This is a genomic window from Pseudomonas sp. GNP012 (assembly GCF_054343835.1).
This window is the reverse complement of record NZ_JBTGUU010000001.1, coordinates 620207-637217: the sequence shown is the minus strand read 5'-3', so window position 1 is coordinate 637217 and position 17011 is coordinate 620207. Positions and strand designations below refer to the sequence as shown.

Below are 17011 nucleotides of genomic sequence, written 5' to 3'. Positions count from 1 at the left end.
CCAAAAAGCTTCGTCGGATCGCCTTCGCGAGCAAGCCCGCTCCCACATTGGATTTCCATTACTCACAAATCCAATGTGGGAGCGGGCTTGCTCGCGAAGGCGACCTGACATTCACCACCAAACCTCTATCTTCCGCTACCGCTCAAACAACTCCATCTGCTCGAACCCGCCCCGCAAGTCCTCCAGCCGCACGCCCACGCCCAACAACCGCACCGCTTTACCGCCGCGATTGAAGGCCTGGGTCAACATCAACTGATAACTCCCCAGATCCCGCCCTGCCCCGGCCTGCTCCAATGTCGTCTGCGTGAAGTCGTGAAATTTCACTTTGACGAATGGCTTGCCCGGACGATAACTGCTGTCGATTCGCGCCATGCGACCGGCCAGGGTCTCCAGCAGCTCGGGCAACTTATCCAGGCAACTCTTCAGGTCCGGCAGGTCAACGTCGTAGGTATTTTCGACACTGATTGACTGACGACGACTGTCGTTGTGCACCACCCGCTCATCAATCCCACGGGCCAGGCTCCAGAGTCGCTCGCCAAAGCTGCCGAACTCACGCACCAGCGCCAACTTGTCCCACTCGCGCAATTGCAGGCAATCAGTGATACCCAGCTTGCCAAGCTTGTCGGCGGTGACTTTACCGACTCCGTGCAGCTTGCTCACCGGCAAGCCACTGACAAAGTCCTCGACCTGGTCCGGAGTGATGACGAACAGCCCGTTGGGCTTTTTCCAGTCACTGGCGATCTTGGCCAGAAACTTGTTCGGCGCCACGCCCGCCGACACGGTGATGTGCAACTGATTGGAGACCCGACGCCGGATGTCTTGGGCAATTCGCGTTGCACTGCCAGCGAAATGCGCGCTGTCCGACACATCGAGGTACGCCTCGTCGAGCGAGAGCGGCTCGATGATCTCGGTGTAATCGCGAAAAATCGTGTGGATTTCCCTGGAGGCTTCTCGATAGGCATCCATGCGTGGCTTGACGATGGTCAGGTCGGGGCACAGCTTCAAGGCATGCCCCGAGGACATCGCCGAACGCACCCCGTACGCCCGCGCCTCGTAATTGCAGGTCGCGATCACTCCGCGCCGGTCCGCCGAGCCGCCCACCGCCAATGGCTTGCCGGCCAGACGCGGGTCGTCACGCATCTCAATGGCGGCGTAGAAACAGTCACAATCGACGTGGATGATCTTTCGCTGGGTCATGGCAAAGCAGAGTTCATGGCAAGGAAAAGGCGTGTTGGTGTGACGGACATCCAGTATCTCACCGACACCTGTATATAGCACCAGTAGTCTGAATGTTCTTTTTGACGCGTGGGAAATGTCGTTGGTAAATTTATTTTCTCAATCAGAAAAACATTCCCGATAGAGCTGCAGGCCTTGCCCCGCCTGCCTCACAGGCTGACCAATCCGCTCATCGGCAAGCTAACCGATTGAAGATGAACAGGTTTTATCTGAATTGAAGGTTGACACCCAGGCGTATCTCTATAGAATGCCGACACACAGACGCGGGATGGAGCAGTCTGGTAGCTCGTCGGGCTCATAACCCGAAGGTCGTCGGTTCAAATCCGGCTCCCGCAACCAAACATCAAAAAAGGCTACTCGAAAGAGTGGCCTTTTTTGTGCGCGCCTGTTTTGTAGCGCCCTGCGTCAAACCAAGGTCTTGACACTCAGCGACGCCAAAACTGGAAATCGTTCTAATTCCGAAACTTAGGCCATCGCTGCGACCGTTTGCCGCAATTCAACGTTTATTTGACCTGCTTCAGGATTAACGGTTGACACCCCGGCGTATCTCTATAGAATGCCGCCACACAGACGCGGGATGGAGCAGTCTGGTAGCTCGTCGGGCTCATAACCCGAAGGTCGTCGGTTCAAATCCGGCTCCCGCAACCAAACATCAAAAAAGGCTACTCGAAAGAGTGGCCTTTTTTGTATCTGTTGAAAAAGTCCTTTCGCAACAATGATCTGTCACTGTGCAGCAAGCCGTTTGAGGCCATCCATGCGCCGGGTTCAGACTATGCTCAATCGCAGGCTGAAGCCCTCACGACTGATGTCGCGCCGTCCCCGCCGCCCGGTGACAGGCGTTAATATTTGTGATTATTTTTTTCTACAGGGATTGGTAACTTGGCTGGATACCCCCATCCTGTCGCGCACAATCCAAGAGGTGATTGATGCGCGCCAACTCGTCTGATTCACAAGACACTGTCACAGCGACACAACCGATCAAGGCTGAGCGTTTGCGCCTGCTTGATCGATTGAGCAAATACCGCCAACCCATTGGCCTGGCGATCACCCTGCTGTTGTTCGCGATCGCGTTGATTGCCTGTCGCCACCTGCTGAGCGAGCTCGACCTTTACGCGCTGCACGACTCGATCCTCGAAGTTCCGAAACCTGCCTTGATGGGCGCTCTGGGCGCAACCGTGGTGGGCTTCATCATTCTGCTCGGCTACGAATGGTCGGCCAGCCGCTATGCCGGGGTGAGCCTGGCACCGCGCGAGTTGGCGCTGGGTGGCTTCACAGCCTTTGCCATCGGCAACGCCATCGGCCTTTCAATGTTGTCGGGCGGCTCGGTTCGCTATCGCCTCTATGCCCGCCATGGCCTGGGAGCGGCTGAAGTCGCCCGCATGACGCTGTTCGCCAGCCTCTCGCTGGGTTGCGCCCTGCCGCCGCTGGCCGCCCTGGCGACGCTCAGCGACCTGCCTGCCGCGGCCACCGCCCTGGGACTCTCCGAGACATTGCTTGGCGTAGTGGCGAGCGCCGTGCTCATGTTGTTTTCGGTGCTGGCCATCGGCATCTACCGTCGCCGGCTGCCGGAACAGCCTTACCCGGACAACCTGCTGGTCAGGATCGGGCGCCGCACCCTGCGCCTTCCCGGGACTCGCCTGACGTTCCTGCAATTGATCATCACCGCCCTTGACGTTGCCGCCGCCGCAACGGTGCTCTATCTACTGCTGCCGGAAACGCCGCCCTTTGGTGCATTCCTTCTGGTGTACCTGCTGGCTTTGGCTGCCGGTGTGCTCAGCCATGTGCCGGGCGGTGTCGGGGTGTTCGAGGCGATCTTGCTGGCGGCCTTTTCCGACACCCTGGGTGCTGCGCCACTGGCGGCCGCCCTGCTGCTCTATCGCCTGATCTACGTGGTCCTGCCCTTGCTGGTGGCCTGCCTGCTGTTGCTGGTCAACGAAGGTCAGCGCCTGTTCCAGACCCGCCAGACATTGCGCGCGGCCTCAGGCCTGGCGGCGCCGATACTGGCGGTGCTGGTGTTTCTGTCTGGTGTGGTCCTGCTGTTCTCCGGCGTCACCCCGGAAATCGACACCCGCCTGGAACACATCGGTTTTCTGATCCCCCATCGACTGGTCGATGCTTCGCACTTTGGCGCCAGTCTGGTCGGCGTGCTTTGCCTGTTGCTGGCCCAGGGCCTGCGCCGCCGGTTGTCAGCCGCGTGGATGTTGACCACCATCCTGTTGCTGGTCGGCGCCCTGCTCTCGCTGCTCAAAGGTTTCGACTGGGAAGAAGCCAGCCTGATGGTGCTGACGGCGAGCCTGCTCGGGGTATTCCGCCGCTCGTTCTACCGCCCCAGTCGCCTGACCGAAGTACCGTTCTCGCCGCTGTACCTGGTGGCCAGCCTGTGCGTGCTCGGGGCGTCGATCTGGTTGCTGCTGTTCGCCTATCAGGACGTTCCGTACAGCCATCAACTCTGGTGGCAATTCACGCTGGACGCCGATGCCCCTCGCGGCCTGCGTTCGCTGCTCGGGGCCGCCGTGCTTCTGGTAGTGGTATCGCTGACCTGGTTGCTGCGCACCGCGCGCCCGGTCATTCACCTGCCGACACCCGAGGAGCTGGAGCGCGCCAGCAAGATCCTCATGGCCTCCGCGCAACCCGATGGCGGCCTGGCCCTGACCGGTGACAAGGCGCTGCTGTTCCACCCCAACGATGAGGCATTCCTGATGTACGCCCGTCGCGGCCGCAGCCTGGTGGCGCTGTATGACCCGATCGGCCCGGGCCAGCAACGGGCGGAAATGATCTGGCAGTTCCGCGACCTGTGCGATATCCACCACGCCCGCCCCGTGTTCTATCAGGTACGCGCGGAAAACCTGCCGTACTACATGGACATCGGCCTGACCGCGATCAAGCTCGGCGAAGAAGCCCGGGTTGACCTCAAGCGTTTTGATCTCGAAGCCAAGGGCAAGGAGATGAAGGACCTGCGCTACACCTGGAACCGCGGCACCCGCGATGGCCTGTCACTGGAAATCTTCGAGCCGGGCCAAGCGCCGATGGATGAACTCAAGGTGATTTCCGATGCCTGGCTGACCGGCAAGAACGTCCGCGAGAAAGGTTTTTCGCTGGGCCGTTTCAGCGATGACTACCTGAAGTATTTCCGCATCGCGGTGATTCGTTTCGAAGGACGCCCGGTCGCGTTCGCCAACTTGCTCGAGACCTACGGCCACGACCTGGCCAGCCTCGACCTGATGCGCGCGCACCCGGACGCGCCGAAGCTGACCATGGAATTCATGATGGTCGGCCTGATTCAGCATTATAAAAACCATGGATACGCGCGTTTCAGCCTGGGCATGGTGCCGTTGTCGGGGTTGCAACCCCGTCGCGGCGCGCCATTGACCCAGCGCCTGGGCTCGATGGTATTCCGCCGTGGTGAGCAGCTGTACAACTTCCAGGGCTTGCGCCGCTTCAAAGACAAGTTCCAGCCTGATTGGGAACCCCGTTATATGGCCGTGCCCGCCGGACTCGATCCGCTGGTTGCGCTGGCCGACACTGCCGCCCTGATCGCGGGCGGCTTGACCGGATTGGTGAAACGCTGATGATTCAACGCTCCTTGCGGTATGTTTTGGGCACACTGGTGATAGTGGCCCTGATTTTCGCTGGCGGTTTCTGGTACCTGAAACGCCCGGCACCGGAACCGACCCTCGAATCGCTGACCCCGACCGACGGTGCGGCGATGACCCGTGTCATCCCCGGCACCACGCCACGCGCCCAGGTGCTGGTGGCGGTCAACGAAGACCAGAAACTCAGCGACAAACAATTGATGACCCTGAGCCGCAGTGGCTCGGCGCAGATTGTCCAGGTGATCCTGCCCAAGGACTGCCTGCTGCAAAGTCGCGCCCTGCAATCGGGCCTCAGAGAGCTCGAAGGCCCGGCGACCCTGGTCAGCGGCATCGGCCCGGGTGCCGTGCTGGCCTGGCGCTGGTTGTCCGAGCAGAAGAATGACAAGGCCCAGGCCGTCTCGGTCGACCTGGCCCTGGAAAAGGGTGGCTGCACTCACCTGCTGCCCAAAAGCGCTGCCCACGGTCACTGGCTGGTCGCGTGGAACGACAACCCGGACGACACCAGTGCCGGCTTCGTGCGTGATCAACCGAACGCCGAAACCAGCATCAGCGACTACGACATCAACCTGCCGCAAGTACTGAACAACGAACTGCGCAAGATCCTCGTCGGCGGCGACAAAGCCGCTGGCGGCCTGCAGATTCCGGTGGTCGAAGTGCCAGCCGGCCAGGCCAGGGACACCGTGACCCTGTTCCTGTCCGGTGACGGCGGCTGGCGCGACCTCGACCGCGACGTGGCGGGCGAGATGGCCAAGATCGGCTACCCGGTGGTCGGCATCGACACCCTGCGCTACTACTGGCAGCACAAGAGCCCCGAGCAAAGCGCACTGGACCTGACCGAACTGATGCAGCACTACCGGCAGAAATGGGGCACCAAGCGCTTCATCCTGACCGGCTATTCGTTCGGTGCCGACGTACTGCCGGCGATCTACAACCGCCTGGCCGAATCGGAACAGCAGCGCGTCGACGCGATCATCCTGCTGGCCTTCGCCCGCACCGGCAGCTTCGAAATCGAAGTCGAAGGCTGGCTCGGCAACGCCGGCAAGGAAGCCGCCACCGGCCCGGAAATGGCCAAGCTGCCAGCCGCCAAAGTGGTGTGCATCTACGGAGAAGAAGAAACCGACGAGAGTGGCTGCACCGACAAGACGGCGGTGGGCGAAGCCATCAAGCTGCCTGGCGGCCACCACTTCGACGAGAACTACCCGGCGCTGGCCAAGCGTCTGGTGGAGGTGATCGAGAAGCGGCAGGTGAAGGAAACAGCGGCTGCAGAGTGATCTGACAGCCTGCAAAAAAGCCCCCGCTGCCTTAAGGTTCCGGGGGCTTTTTCATTCTGGAACACCACAGATCCCCTGTGGGAGCGGGCTTGCTCGCGAAAGGGGTGTGTCAGGCGACATAGATGTATCTGACACACCGCTTTCGCGAGCAAGCCCGCTCCCACACTGGATCTTCATAGCCTTCCAGTTTTGCACTCGCCCACAAAAAAGCCCCCGCTGCCACAAGGGCAACGGGGGCTTTTTGATGAGGCTTACATCTCCACCTGAGTACCCAACTCAATCACCCGGTTCAGCGGCAGATTGAAGAAGCGCAAATTGCCATTGGCGTTCTGCAGCATGAAGGCGAACAACGCCTCACGCCAGCGGGCCATGCCTTCGAGTTTGGAGGCAATGACCGTCTCGCGGCTGAGGAAGTAGGTGGTGCGCATCGGGCTGAAATCCAGGTCATCGAGATGACACAGCTTCAGCGCTTGCGGCACATCCGGCTCGTCGACGAAGCCAAAGTGCAGGATCACCCGGAAGAAACCCTCGCCGTAGGAATCGACCTCGAAACGCCGTGATGCCGGCACCCGCGGGATGTCTTCGTACACCACCGTCAGCAGCACCACTTGCTCATGCAACACCTGGTTATGCAGCAGGTTGTGTAGCAGCGCATGGGGCACGGCGTCCGGGCGTGCGGTCAGGAACACGGCGGTGCCCTGGACGCGATGCGGCGGTTGCACGGCGATGCTGCTGATGAAGATCGGCAGCGGCAAGCCGCCCTCGTCGAGACGATCAACCAGCAATTGCTTGCCGCGTTTCCAGGTGGTCATCAGCACAAACAGCACGATACCGGCGATCACCGGGAACGCCCCGCCCTGAATGATTTTCGGCACGTTGGCAGCGAAGTACAGACTGTCCACCAAGAGGAATCCGAGCAACAGCGGAACCGCCAGGACCGGCGGCCATTTCCACAGCAGCAATATCACCGCCGACACCAGGATTGTGGTCATCAGCATCGTGCCCGTCACGGCCACGCCGTAAGCCGCAGCCAGCGCGCCGGAGGACTCGAAGCCCAGCACCAACAGGATGACGCCGACCATCAGCGCCCAGTTCACCGCGCCGATGTAGATCTGGCCTTGTTCGGCACTGGAGGTGTGCTGAATGTGCATGCGCGGTATGTAACCGAGCTGAATCGCCTGACGAGTCAGGGAGAACGCACCGGAAATCACCGCCTGAGAAGCAATCACCGTGGCCAGGGTCGACAACCCCACCAACGGAATCAGGGCCCAGCTTGGAGCCAGCAGGTAGAACGGGTTGCGAGCGGCTTCCGGATCACCGAGCAGCAACGCGCCTTGGCCGAAGTAGTTCAGCATTAGTGCCGGCAGCACGAGGAGGAACCACGCGCGAGCGATCGGCTTGCGGCCGAAGTGGCCCATGTCGGCGTACAGCGCTTCGGCACCGGTCAGTGCCAGCACCACCGCGCCGAGAATCGCCACGCCCATGCCCGGGTGAACGATGAAGAAACGCACACCCCAGATCGGGTTCATCGCTTGCAACACTTCCGGGTGCTGCAAGATGCCATAGACGCCCAGCGCCCCCAGCACGACAAACCAGGTCACCATGATCGGCCCGAACAGAATGCCGATCCGCGCGGTGCCGTGACGTTGAATCAGGAACAGCGCCACCAGCACGACCAACGACAGCGGCACCACCCAATGGTCGATGCCGTCAAACGCCAGCCCCAGCCCCTCAATCGCCGAAAGAACGGAAATCGCCGGAGTGATCATGCTGTCGCCATAAAACAGCGCCGCGCCGATCAGCCCGCAGACCACCAGCAACGTGCGCAACTTCGGATGCCCGGCCGCAGCCCGCCGAGCGAGGGCGGTCAAGGCCATGATCCCGCCTTCGCCCTGGTTGTCGGCACGCAGCACGAACAGCACGTATTTGATCGAAACGACCCAGATCAACGACCAGAAGATCAGTGCCAGAATCCCGAAGACTCCATCATGGTTGACCGGAACCCCATAGTGCCCGGCGAAAACCTCTTTGAGGGTATACAGCGGGCTCGTGCCAATATCGCCATAAACCACACCGACCGCCGCGACCAGCATGCCGATCGGTTTTGCCGCCGAATGCTCAGCGCCCGCCGCCTGACTACTTGCCTGCCCCATCCAAAACTCCTACTACTCAGACCCGGACTTCTTATAAGAAGCACTATGCTTTGCCGTGCAGCATGCGCCGTTTTACTAACTGTTACAGACGTTTTGTTGACTGTAAAAAACCAGTAAAGCGTAACGGCGCGAAGCATAGCGCAGCACTCGTCGTATTTCCCTGCATAAAGCTGGTCAAGTGAGCGACTCATCGCTAGAATTGCGCACTTTTTGATCAGAGGCGCAGTTCAAGCGCCCGTCCGTCGGTTTTGCCCTGCCCGGCAAGCGGCGTCACAAAATACCGAGGTTAGACATGTCCACCACTCCTGCGCCGGCCAATCCAAAGGTTGGCTTCGTATCCCTGGGTTGCCCCAAAGCACTGGTCGACTCCGAGCGCATCCTTACCCAGCTGCGCATGGAAGGCTATGACGTCGTGTCCACCTACCAGGACGCCGACGTCGTGGTGGTCAACACCTGCGGCTTCATCGATTCGGCCAAGGCCGAGTCCCTGGAAGTGATCGGCGAAGCCATCAAGGAAAACGGCAAGGTCATCGTGACCGGCTGCATGGGCGTCGAAGAAGGCAACATTCGCGACGTACACCCAAGCGTGCTGGCCGTGACCGGTCCGCAGCAATACGAGCAAGTGGTCAACGCCGTGCACGAAGTCGTGCCGCCACGCCAGGACCACAACCCGCTGATCGACCTGGTGCCGCCACAAGGCATCAAGCTGACTCCGCGCCACTACGCCTACCTGAAGATTTCCGAAGGCTGCAACCACAGCTGCAGCTTCTGCATCATCCCGTCGATGCGCGGCAAACTGGTCAGCCGTCCGGTGGGCGACGTGCTCGACGAGGCCCAGCGCCTGGTCAAGTCCGGCGTCAAGGAGCTGCTGGTGATCTCCCAGGACACCAGCGCCTACGGCGTCGACGTGAAATACCGCACCGGTTTCTGGAACGGCGCGCCGGTGAAAACCCGCATGACCGAACTCTGCGAAGCCCTGAGTACCCTCGGCGTCTGGGTACGCCTGCACTACGTTTACCCGTACCCGCACGTTGACGAGCTGATCCCGCTGATGGCCGCCGGCAAGATCCTGCCGTACCTGGACATCCCGTTCCAGCACGCCAGCCCGAAAGTGCTGAAGTCGATGAAACGCCCGGCATTCGAAGACAAGACCCTGGCACGCATCAAGAACTGGCGCGAAATCTGCCCGGACCTGATCATCCGCTCGACCTTCATCGTCGGCTTCCCGGGCGAAACCGAAGAGGACTTCCAGTACCTGCTGAACTGGCTGACCGAAGCCCAGCTCGACCGCGTCGGCTGCTTCCAGTACTCGCCGGTTGAAGGCGCACCGGCCAATGACCTGGACCTGGAAATCGTCCCCGACGACGTCAAGCAGGACCGTTGGGAGCGCTTCATGGCGCACCAGCAAGCCATCAGCTCGGCGCGCCTGCAAATGCGCATCGGCCGCGAGATCGAAGTGTTGGTCGATGAAGTCGACGAGCAAGGCGCCGTCGGCCGCTGCTTCTTCGACGCCCCGGAAATCGATGGCAACGTATTCATCGACAACGGCAGCAACCTCAAGCCAGGCGACAAGGTCTGGTGCAAGGTGACCGACGCCGACGAATACGATCTGTGGGCTGAACAGATCTAATCGCAAAAAATACAAAAAGCCCCGCTCTCTTGACGAGATGCGGGGCTTTTTTACGACTATCGTTTGCACATGGAAGGATTCCTATCAACCACTGCATAAGAGGCAGACGGGCATGCGTCAGCATTCGGTCATCCACACGCCGAAACTCGGCGACTACGAAGAATTGACCCGGGTCTGGGAGGCCTCGGTGCGCGCCACCCACGACTTCCTGCCCGACAGCTACATCAAACTGCTGAGAAACCTGGTGCTGACCCGCTACCTCGACTCGGTGATGCTGATCTGCACCAAGGATTCGAGCCAGCGCATCACCGGATTCGCCGGCGTCGCGGCCGGCAAGATCGAAATGCTCTTCATCGACCCCGACCATCGCGGCCAGGGCCTGGGCAAGAAATTGTTGCGCTATGCCCTGGAACACCTGAACGCCGATGAACTGGACGTCAACGAACAGAACCCGCAAGCCCTCGGCTTTTACTTCAAACAGGGTTTCGAGGTCATCGGTCGCTCGGAAGTCGATGGCATGGGCCAGCCGTATCCGTTGTTGCACATGCGTATGCGTCAAAGCCAGCAACACTCCCGACATGGCTGACACAACACAAAACCACTGTGGGAGCGGGCTTGCTCGCGAAGGGGTCATCAACTTCAACAATTATGTTGGCTGACACACCGCCTTCGCGAGCAAGCCCGCTCCCACAAAAGTCAAACAGCGTAAATGGAACCGGGATTAACCGGCGCCAGGCAGGTACAATGCCCACCCCCTTTTTGTTACGGCCCTGACATGACTGACCCGATTCGTCTCTCCAAACGCCTCATCGAACTCGTCGGCTGTTCCCGTCGGGAGGCTGAGCTGTTCATCGAGGGCGGCTGGGTCACCGTCGACGGCGTGGTCATCGACGAGCCGCAATTCAAGGTCGACACCCAGAAAGTCGAGCTTGATCCAGAAGCCAAGGCCACCGCGCCGGAACCGGTGACCCTGCTGCTCAACGTGCCGGCCGGCATGGACGCAGACACCGCCATGGCCACCCTCGGCGCCGAGACCCTGAGCGAAGAACACCGCTACGGCAAGCGCCCCTTGCGTGGGCACTTCCTGCGACTGACCGCCAGCACCGACCTGCAGGCCAACGCCAGCGGGCTGCTGGTGTTCACCCAGGACTGGAAAATCCTGCGCAAACTCACCGCCGACTCCAGCAAGATCGAGCAAGAGTATGTGGTCGAGGTTGAAGGCGAGATGGTGGCTCACGGCCTCAACCGTCTGAACCATGGCCTGACCTACAAGGGCAAGGAATTGCCGGCGGTCAAGGCCAGCTGGCAGAACGAAAACCGCCTGCGCTTTGCCATGAAGAACCCGCAACCGGGCATCATCGCCCTACTGTGCCAGGCCGTCGGCCTGAAGGTCGTCGCCATCCGCCGCATCCGCATCGGCGGCGTGTCCATCGGCAAAGTGCCCGTGGGGCAATGGCGCTACTTGTCCGGCAAAGAGAAGTTCTAAGGCTTCCCGCGCCGCCACACTTTTCGGTGCTGCTGTTTTCGGCGGCACCCATAGTTGAATTATCAGGACTGCACACATGATTCATAACGACGTACTGCGCAGCGTGCGCTACATGCTCGACATCAGCGACAAGAAAGTCATCGAGATCATCAAGCTCGGCGGCCTGGACGTGACCCTGGCAGACCTGGTGACCTATCTCGACAAGAAAGAGGAAGACGAGGAAGGCTTTGTACGCTGCCCCGACGAAGTCATGGCACATTTCCTCGACGGCCTGGTGATCTTCAAGCGCGGCAAGGACGAAAGCCGTCCGCCGCAGCCGATCGAAGTGCCGGTGACCAACAACATCATCCTGAAAAAGCTGCGGGTCGCATTCGAGCTGAAAGAAGACGACATGCACGCGATCCTCAAGGCCGCCGAGTTCCCGGTGTCCAAGCCTGAGCTGAGCGCGCTGTTCCGCAAGTTCGGCCACACCAACTATCGCCCGTGCGGCGACCAGTTGCTGCGCAATTTCCTCAAGGGGCTGACTCTGCGAGTACGCCCGCAGTAAACCGTTCCCTGTAGGAGCGAGCTTGCTCGCGATGGATTCGACAACGCCGCAATTATCCAGCAAACACGCGTTATCGTTAGCGACCATCGCTGGCCAGCTCCTACAAGGCCGAATGCCCCCTCATTCTCTTCGAAAATAGTGGCTCCGCTGACCGCGGCTGACGACTAGGGTATCAAGACCCTCAGCTCTCAGGATTCGCCATGCATCCCTACTTTTCCCTGCAAGGCCGCACCGCCCTGGTGACCGGCGGCACCCGTGGTATCGGCAAGATGATCGCCAAGGCCTACGTCGAGGCGGGCGCCACCGTGTACGTCTGCGCCCGCGACGCCGAAGCCTGCCGGCAAACCGCCGACGAACTCGGAGCGCTTGGACACTGCCACGCCATGGTGACCAACCTCGCCACCGAAGAGGGCGTCCTGCAACTGGCCACACGTCTGGGCGAGCAGATTTCCCAACTGGACATCCTGGTGAACAATGCCGGCACCACCTGGGGTGCACCACTGGAGAGCTACCCGATCAAGGGTTGGGAAAAAGTCATGCAGCTCAACGTGACATCGGTGTTCAACTGCATCCAGCAATTCCTGCCCCTGCTGCGCAAGGCCGGTTCAGCGCAAAATCCCGCGCGGATCATCAACATTGGTTCGGTGGCCGGGATTTCATCCTTCGGCGAACAGGCGTATGCCTACGGGCCGAGCAAGGCAGCGCTGCATCAACTGTCGAGGATTCTGGCGCGCGAACTGGTGAGCCAGCACATCAATGTCAATGTGATCGCTCCGGGTCGCTTTCCGAGCAAGATGACCCGGCACATTGGCGATGATGAACAGGCATTGGCTGAGGATACGGCGCTGATTCCAATGAAGCGTTGGGGCCGCGAGGAAGAAATGGCAGCGCTGGCGATCAGTCTGGCGAGCACGGCCGGAGCCTATATGACCGGGAATATCATTCCTTTGGATGGCGGATTCAGTCTGTAGATCGGCGGCGCGCCCATCGCGGGCAAGCCACGCTCCCACAGGGTTCTAGAGCGCACACAAAATTTGTGTCCATCACAAAACCTGTGGGAGCGTGGCTTGCCCGCGATGACGGACTAACAGGCGCCACCGGGTTAGAGGTCACGTGAGTTATCATGCCCCCCTCTTCCCGCCTCGACCTCAAACCATGACCTACAGCGTTTCCCCCATCGGCTTCGTACGCTCCTGCTTCAAGGAGAAGTTCGCCATTCCGCGCCAGCCGCAACTGGCCCCGGCCGCCCGTGGGGTACTGGAACTGGTGGCTCCGTTCGATCAAGGGGACGCAGTGCAGGGCCTGGAGCAGGTCAGCCACGTGTGGCTGCTGTTCCTGTTCCACCAGGCCCTGGAAGAAAAGCCTCGCCTGAAGGTCCGCCCCCCTCGCCTCGGCGGCAATAAATCCATGGGCGTGTTTGCCACCCGCGCCACCCACCGCCCCAATGGCATCGGGCAATCAGTGGTGAAACTGGACAGGGTCGAAGCCAACCGCCTGTGGATCTCGGGCATCGATTTGCTTGATGGCACGCCGATTCTCGATATCAAGCCCTACGTACCCTACGCCGACATCGTCGATACAGCCGCCAACAGCATCGCCAGCGCTGCGCCGCAGCTGATTCCCGTGCAGTGGACGGACACAGCGCTGCTGCAGGCTCACGAGCATGCCCGGCGCCTTGATGAGCCTTTGGTCGAGTTGATCGAGCAATGTCTGGCACAAGACCCACGCCCGGCCTATCAAACGCCGGCACCCGAGCGGGAATACGGCGCGCAGTTCTGGGATCTGGACGTGCGTTGGCATTACCCGACACCGGAGCTGATCCGCGTCCTGGAAGTCATTCCTGCAAAGGGCTGAACGCCGGAAACGAATAAGCCCGCATGACCTTCCCAAGTCATGCGGGCTTTTCAGATGCGCTGCAAATCTACTGTAGGAGCGAGCCTGCTCGCGAAAAACCTGAGGACGCCGCTGGGTATCAAGCTTCCCGCGTTATCGTTGACCTCCATCGCGAGCAGGCTCGCTCCTACAACGTGACCTGCGGTCACTTCTCTACGAACGCACGCTCGATCAGGTAGTCACCCGGCTCGCGCATCCGCGGCGAAACCTTCAGGCCGAAGCTGTTCAGCACTTCGCTGGTCTCGTCGAGCATGCTCGGGCTGCCGCACAGCATGGCGCGGTCGTCCTGCGGGTTGATCGGTGGCAGACCGATGTCGCTGAACAGCTTGCCGCTGCGCATCAGGTCGGTCAGGCGGCCTTCGTTCTCGAACGGCTCGCGGGTCACGGTCGGGTAGTAGATCAACTTGTCACGCAGCGCCTCGCCGAAGAATTCGTTCTGCGGCAAGTGCTCGGTGATGAACTCGCGGTAAGCGACTTCGTTGACGTAACGCACGCCGTGGCACAGGATCACTTTTTCGAAACGCTCGTAGGTTTCCGGGTCCTGGATGACGCTCATGAACGGTGCCAGACCGGTACCGGTGCTGAGCAGGTACAAATGTTTGCCAGGCTTCAAGTCATCCAGCACCAGCGTGCCGGTAGGCTTCTTGCTGATGATGATCTCGTCCCCTTCCTTCAGATGCTGCAACTGCGAAGTCAGCGGACCATCAGGCACCTTGATGCTGAAGAACTCGAGATGCTCTTCCCAGTTCGGGCTGGCAATCGAGTAAGCGCGCATAAGCGGGCGGCCGTTGGGCTGTTGCAGGCCGATCATCACGAACTGACCGTTCTCGAAGCGCAGGCCCGGATCACGGGTGCACTTGAAGCTGAACAGAGTGTCGTTCCAGTGGTGAACACTGAGGACACGCTCGTGGTTCATGTTGCTCATGTACGTGGGACTCCTGGAGATTGGTCTGCGCGTGTTCGGTGTGCTCTGCAAGAAAGCCAGCTCTGCGCAATTGCATCGCATTCTAAAGGCAGAGACAATATCTGTTAAATGGATTATTAAGATAAGGGTTATCGGTTATATCGATATGCGATTTACTCTCCGTCAACTTCAAGTATTCGTCGCCGTCGCCCAGCAGGAAAGCGTGTCCCGTGCTGCGGGCCTGCTCAACCTCTCGCAATCGGCGGCGAGCACCTCGATCACCGAACTGGAGCGCCAGTGCAGCTGCCAACTGTTCGACCGCGCCGGCAAACGGCTGAGCCTGAACGCCCTCGGCAAACAACTATTGCCGCAAGCTGTCGCCCTGCTGGACCAGGCCAAGGAAATCGAAGACCTGCTCAACGGCAAGTCCGGTTTCGGCTCGCTGGCCGTGGGCGCGACCCTGACCATCGGCAATTACCTGGCCACCCTGCTGATCGGCAGCTTCATGCAGCGCCATCCGGAAAGCCAGGTGAAGCTGCATGTGCAGAACACTGCCAACATTGTGCAGCAGGTGGCCCACTATGAAATTGACCTGGGTCTGATCGAAGGCGACTGCAGTCACCCGGACATCGAAGTGCAAAGCTGGGTCGAGGACGAACTGGTGGTGTTCTGCGCCCCTCAGCATCCGCTGGCCCAGCGCGGCACGGCCACCATGGACGAGTTGAGCCACGAAGCCTGGATCTTGCGCGAACAGGGTTCCGGCACACGGTTGACCTTCGATCAAGCCATGCGTCATCACCGTTCTTCCTTGAATATCCGCCTGGAGCTTGAGCACACCGAAGCGATCAAGCGCGCGGTGGAATCAGGTTTGGGGATTGGCTGCATTTCCCGGCTGGCTTTGCGTGACGCATTTCGCCGCGGCAGCCTGGTGCCTGTCGAAACGCCGGATCTGGATCTGGCGCGACAGTTTTATTTCATCTGGCATAAACAGAAATATCAGACCTCGGCGATGCGCGAATTCCTCGATCTATGCCGCGCCTTCACCGCCGGGGTTCAGCGCAGCGACGAGATCGTGCTACCGACGATCGCTTAGAGCAGGATGACCGCCCACACCAGGGCAATCATGCTCAATGCCACGAACTGGGCGGCACTGCCCATGTCCTTGGCATTCTTGGACAGCGGGTGCCGCTCAAGGGAAATGCGGTCGATGGCCGCTTCCACGGCCGAATTGAGCAACTCGACTATCAACGCCAACAGGCATACCGCGATCAACAACGCCTGTTCGACCCGGCTGACATTCAGGAAGAACGACAAGGGAATCAGGATGACGTTGAGCAATACCAGTTGCCGAAAGGCGGCTTCGCCGGTGAAGGCTGCGCGCAGGCCGTCCAGCGAATACCCGGAGGCATTGAGAATACGTTTCAGACCGGTCTGGCCTTTGAAAGGTGACATAGAGTAGGCAACTGACAAAAAAGGAAGTGGGAAAGCTAGTTCAACCAAAGTCAAAAAAGCGTGAAGTTGCCAGCCTTTAATGGCTGGAAGTTGACTCAAGTTGTTGCAAGAGCAGCGCAGCCTGGGTCCGGGTCCGCACATTCAGTTTACGGAAAATCGCGGTCACGTGCGCCTTGATAGTCGCCTCGGAAACACTCAACTCGTAGGCGATCTGCTTGTTCAGCAAGCCTTCGCAGACCATGGTCAGCACGCGGAATTGCTGCGGTGTCAGACTGGCAAGGCCTTCGCTGGCCGCCTTGGCCTCTGCCGAAACGCTGACCGCTTCGAACGCCTGCGGTGGCCAGAACACATCGCCATCGAGGACCGCACGCACGGCTTTCTGGATCACACTCAAGTCGCTGGATTTGGGAATGAAACCACTGGCGCCGAATTCACGGGACTTGACCATGATGGTCGGCTCTTCCTGGGCCGAGACCATGACCACCGGAATCTGCGGGTACTGACCGCGCAGCAGGACCAGCCCGGAAAAACCGTAGGCCCCCGGCATGTTCAGGTCCAGCAGTACCAGATCCCAGTCGGACTTTTCCGTCAGGCGGACTTCCAGTTCGGCAATGCTCGCCACCTCCACCAGACGGACATCCGGGCCAAGGCCCAGGGTCAACGCTTGATGCAAGGCACTACGAAACAGTGGGTGGTCATCGGCAATCAGGATTTCGTATGTGGCCATTTTTCAAATGATCCTGTTTTTTTTATGGGACGCCCGATGCATTCGGACCTCGCCAAAGCACCTCAAGGCACAGCCATGGAGCTGCACTGACCAGGCACATTCAACGCAAGAAACGCCAT

Annotated in this window: 14 protein-coding genes and 2 tRNA genes; 11 read left to right on the top strand and 5 right to left on the bottom strand. The window is 60.2% G+C overall.

Annotation, left to right across the window (positions count from 1 at the left end):
- Positions 1-135: 135 nt before the first annotated feature.
- Positions 136-1197: a DNA polymerase IV gene (dinB, locus tag ACXX83_RS02755; RefSeq protein ID WP_015093801.1), complete on the bottom strand. Its 1062-nt coding sequence runs from the start codon at positions 1195-1197 to the stop codon at positions 136-138.
- Between the two features lie 301 nt (positions 1198-1498).
- On the opposite strand from dinB, the gene ACXX83_RS02750 reads away from it, so the two are divergent.
- From ACXX83_RS02750 to ACXX83_RS02735, 4 genes are all read left to right on the top strand, one after another.
- Positions 1499-1575: transfer RNA gene (locus tag ACXX83_RS02750), tRNA-Met, on the top strand.
- A gap of 232 nt (positions 1576-1807) precedes the next feature.
- Positions 1808-1884, top strand: a tRNA-Met gene (locus ACXX83_RS02745).
- Positions 1885-2162: 278 nt separating this feature from the next.
- Positions 2163-4805 (top strand): bifunctional lysylphosphatidylglycerol flippase/synthetase MprF, encoded by a 2643-nt coding sequence (mprF, locus tag ACXX83_RS02740; RefSeq protein WP_458547491.1) that lies wholly within the window; start codon positions 2163-2165, stop codon positions 4803-4805.
- Positions 4805-6100 (top strand): virulence factor family protein, encoded by a 1296-nt coding sequence (locus ACXX83_RS02735; RefSeq protein ID WP_458547490.1) that lies wholly within the window; start codon positions 4805-4807, stop codon positions 6098-6100. The genes mprF and ACXX83_RS02735 overlap by 1 nt, the downstream gene beginning before the upstream one ends.
- Before the next feature lie 251 nt (positions 6101-6351).
- Here the strand turns inward: ACXX83_RS02735 and ACXX83_RS02730 are convergent, their stop codons facing one another.
- Positions 6352-8253 carry a potassium transporter Kup gene (locus ACXX83_RS02730; protein WP_015093798.1) on the bottom strand — a complete coding sequence of 634 codons (1902 nt, stop codon included), beginning with the start codon at positions 8251-8253 and terminating at the stop codon, positions 6352-6354.
- Between the two features lie 292 nt (positions 8254-8545).
- Here ACXX83_RS02730 and rimO point away from each other — a divergent pair, with 292 nt between their 5' ends.
- The 6 genes from rimO (at position 8546) to tsaA (ending at position 13770) form a co-directional block, all read left to right on the top strand.
- Positions 8546-9883, top strand: a complete 1338-nt coding sequence (gene rimO / locus ACXX83_RS02725) for a 30S ribosomal protein S12 methylthiotransferase RimO (RefSeq protein WP_015093797.1) — start codon at positions 8546-8548, stop codon at positions 9881-9883.
- A gap of 112 nt (positions 9884-9995) precedes the next feature.
- Positions 9996-10469 carry a GNAT family N-acetyltransferase gene (locus ACXX83_RS02720; protein ID WP_458547489.1) on the top strand — a complete coding sequence of 158 codons (474 nt, stop codon included), beginning with the start codon at positions 9996-9998 and terminating at the stop codon, positions 10467-10469.
- 189 nt (positions 10470-10658) lie between these two features.
- Entirely contained in the window at positions 10659-11369 is a 711-nt protein-coding gene (locus tag ACXX83_RS02715; RefSeq protein ID WP_007971163.1) for an rRNA pseudouridine synthase, read from the top strand.
- Between the two features lie 76 nt (positions 11370-11445).
- The gene (locus ACXX83_RS02710) at positions 11446-11916 is read left to right on the top strand and encodes a YehS family protein (protein WP_007971161.1); all 471 of its coding nucleotides are present in this window, start codon (positions 11446-11448) and stop codon (positions 11914-11916) included.
- Positions 11917-12116: 200 nt separating this feature from the next.
- Positions 12117-12887 carry an SDR family oxidoreductase gene (locus ACXX83_RS02705; RefSeq protein WP_458547488.1) on the top strand — a complete coding sequence of 257 codons (771 nt, stop codon included), beginning with the start codon at positions 12117-12119 and terminating at the stop codon, positions 12885-12887.
- Between the two features lie 184 nt (positions 12888-13071).
- Entirely contained in the window at positions 13072-13770 is a 699-nt protein-coding gene (gene tsaA / locus ACXX83_RS02700; RefSeq protein ID WP_217837384.1) for a tRNA (N6-threonylcarbamoyladenosine(37)-N6)-methyltransferase TrmO, read from the top strand.
- Between the two features lie 184 nt (positions 13771-13954).
- On the opposite strand, the gene fpr is transcribed toward tsaA, so the two are convergent.
- Positions 13955-14734: a ferredoxin-NADP reductase gene (fpr, locus tag ACXX83_RS02695; RefSeq protein ID WP_003443014.1), complete on the bottom strand. Its 780-nt coding sequence runs from the start codon at positions 14732-14734 to the stop codon at positions 13955-13957.
- A 145-nt stretch (positions 14735-14879) separates the two neighbouring features.
- Between fpr and ACXX83_RS02690 the strand changes: the two genes are divergently transcribed.
- A complete protein-coding gene (locus ACXX83_RS02690; protein ID WP_015093792.1) occupies positions 14880-15806 on the top strand; it encodes a LysR family transcriptional regulator in 927 nt (308 codons plus the stop codon).
- On the opposite strand, the gene ACXX83_RS02685 is transcribed toward ACXX83_RS02690, so the two are convergent.
- Together ACXX83_RS02685 and erdR are read right to left on the bottom strand one after the other, a co-directional pair.
- The gene (locus ACXX83_RS02685; RefSeq protein WP_015093791.1) at positions 15803-16165 is read right to left on the bottom strand and encodes a diacylglycerol kinase; all 363 of its coding nucleotides are present in this window, start codon (positions 16163-16165) and stop codon (positions 15803-15805) included. The genes ACXX83_RS02690 and ACXX83_RS02685 overlap by 4 nt on opposite strands.
- A 76-nt stretch (positions 16166-16241) precedes the next feature.
- Entirely contained in the window at positions 16242-16892 is a 651-nt protein-coding gene (erdR, locus tag ACXX83_RS02680; RefSeq protein WP_007971156.1) for a response regulator transcription factor ErdR, read from the bottom strand.
- Positions 16893-17011: the final 119 nt, after the last annotated feature.

Excerpts from the sequence above, each read along its gene's own strand:
- dinB (WP_015093801.1), bottom strand. The coding sequence starts at position 1,197 with ATGACCCAGCGAAAGATCATCCACGTCGATTGTGACTGTTTCTACGCC.
- mprF (WP_458547491.1), top strand. The coding sequence starts at position 2,163 with ATGCGCGCCAACTCGTCTGATTCACAAGACACTGTCACAGCGACACAA.
- ACXX83_RS02735 (WP_458547490.1), top strand. The coding sequence starts at position 4,805 with ATGATTCAACGCTCCTTGCGGTATGTTTTGGGCACACTGGTGATAGTG.
- ACXX83_RS02730 (WP_015093798.1), bottom strand. The coding sequence starts at position 8,253 with ATGGGGCAGGCAAGTAGTCAGGCGGCGGGCGCTGAGCATTCGGCGGCA.
- rimO (WP_015093797.1), top strand. The coding sequence starts at position 8,546 with ATGTCCACCACTCCTGCGCCGGCCAATCCAAAGGTTGGCTTCGTATCC.
- ACXX83_RS02720 (WP_458547489.1), top strand. The coding sequence starts at position 9,996 with ATGCGTCAGCATTCGGTCATCCACACGCCGAAACTCGGCGACTACGAA.
- ACXX83_RS02715 (WP_007971163.1), top strand. The coding sequence starts at position 10,659 with ATGACTGACCCGATTCGTCTCTCCAAACGCCTCATCGAACTCGTCGGC.
- ACXX83_RS02710 (WP_007971161.1), top strand. The coding sequence starts at position 11,446 with ATGATTCATAACGACGTACTGCGCAGCGTGCGCTACATGCTCGACATC.
- ACXX83_RS02705 (WP_458547488.1), top strand. The coding sequence starts at position 12,117 with ATGCATCCCTACTTTTCCCTGCAAGGCCGCACCGCCCTGGTGACCGGC.
- tsaA (WP_217837384.1), top strand. The coding sequence starts at position 13,072 with ATGACCTACAGCGTTTCCCCCATCGGCTTCGTACGCTCCTGCTTCAAG.
- fpr (WP_003443014.1), bottom strand. The coding sequence starts at position 14,734 with ATGAGCAACATGAACCACGAGCGTGTCCTCAGTGTTCACCACTGGAAC.
- ACXX83_RS02690 (WP_015093792.1), top strand. The coding sequence starts at position 14,880 with ATGCGATTTACTCTCCGTCAACTTCAAGTATTCGTCGCCGTCGCCCAG.
- ACXX83_RS02685 (WP_015093791.1), bottom strand. The coding sequence starts at position 16,165 with ATGTCACCTTTCAAAGGCCAGACCGGTCTGAAACGTATTCTCAATGCC.
- erdR (WP_007971156.1), bottom strand. The coding sequence starts at position 16,892 with ATGGCCACATACGAAATCCTGATTGCCGATGACCACCCACTGTTTCGT.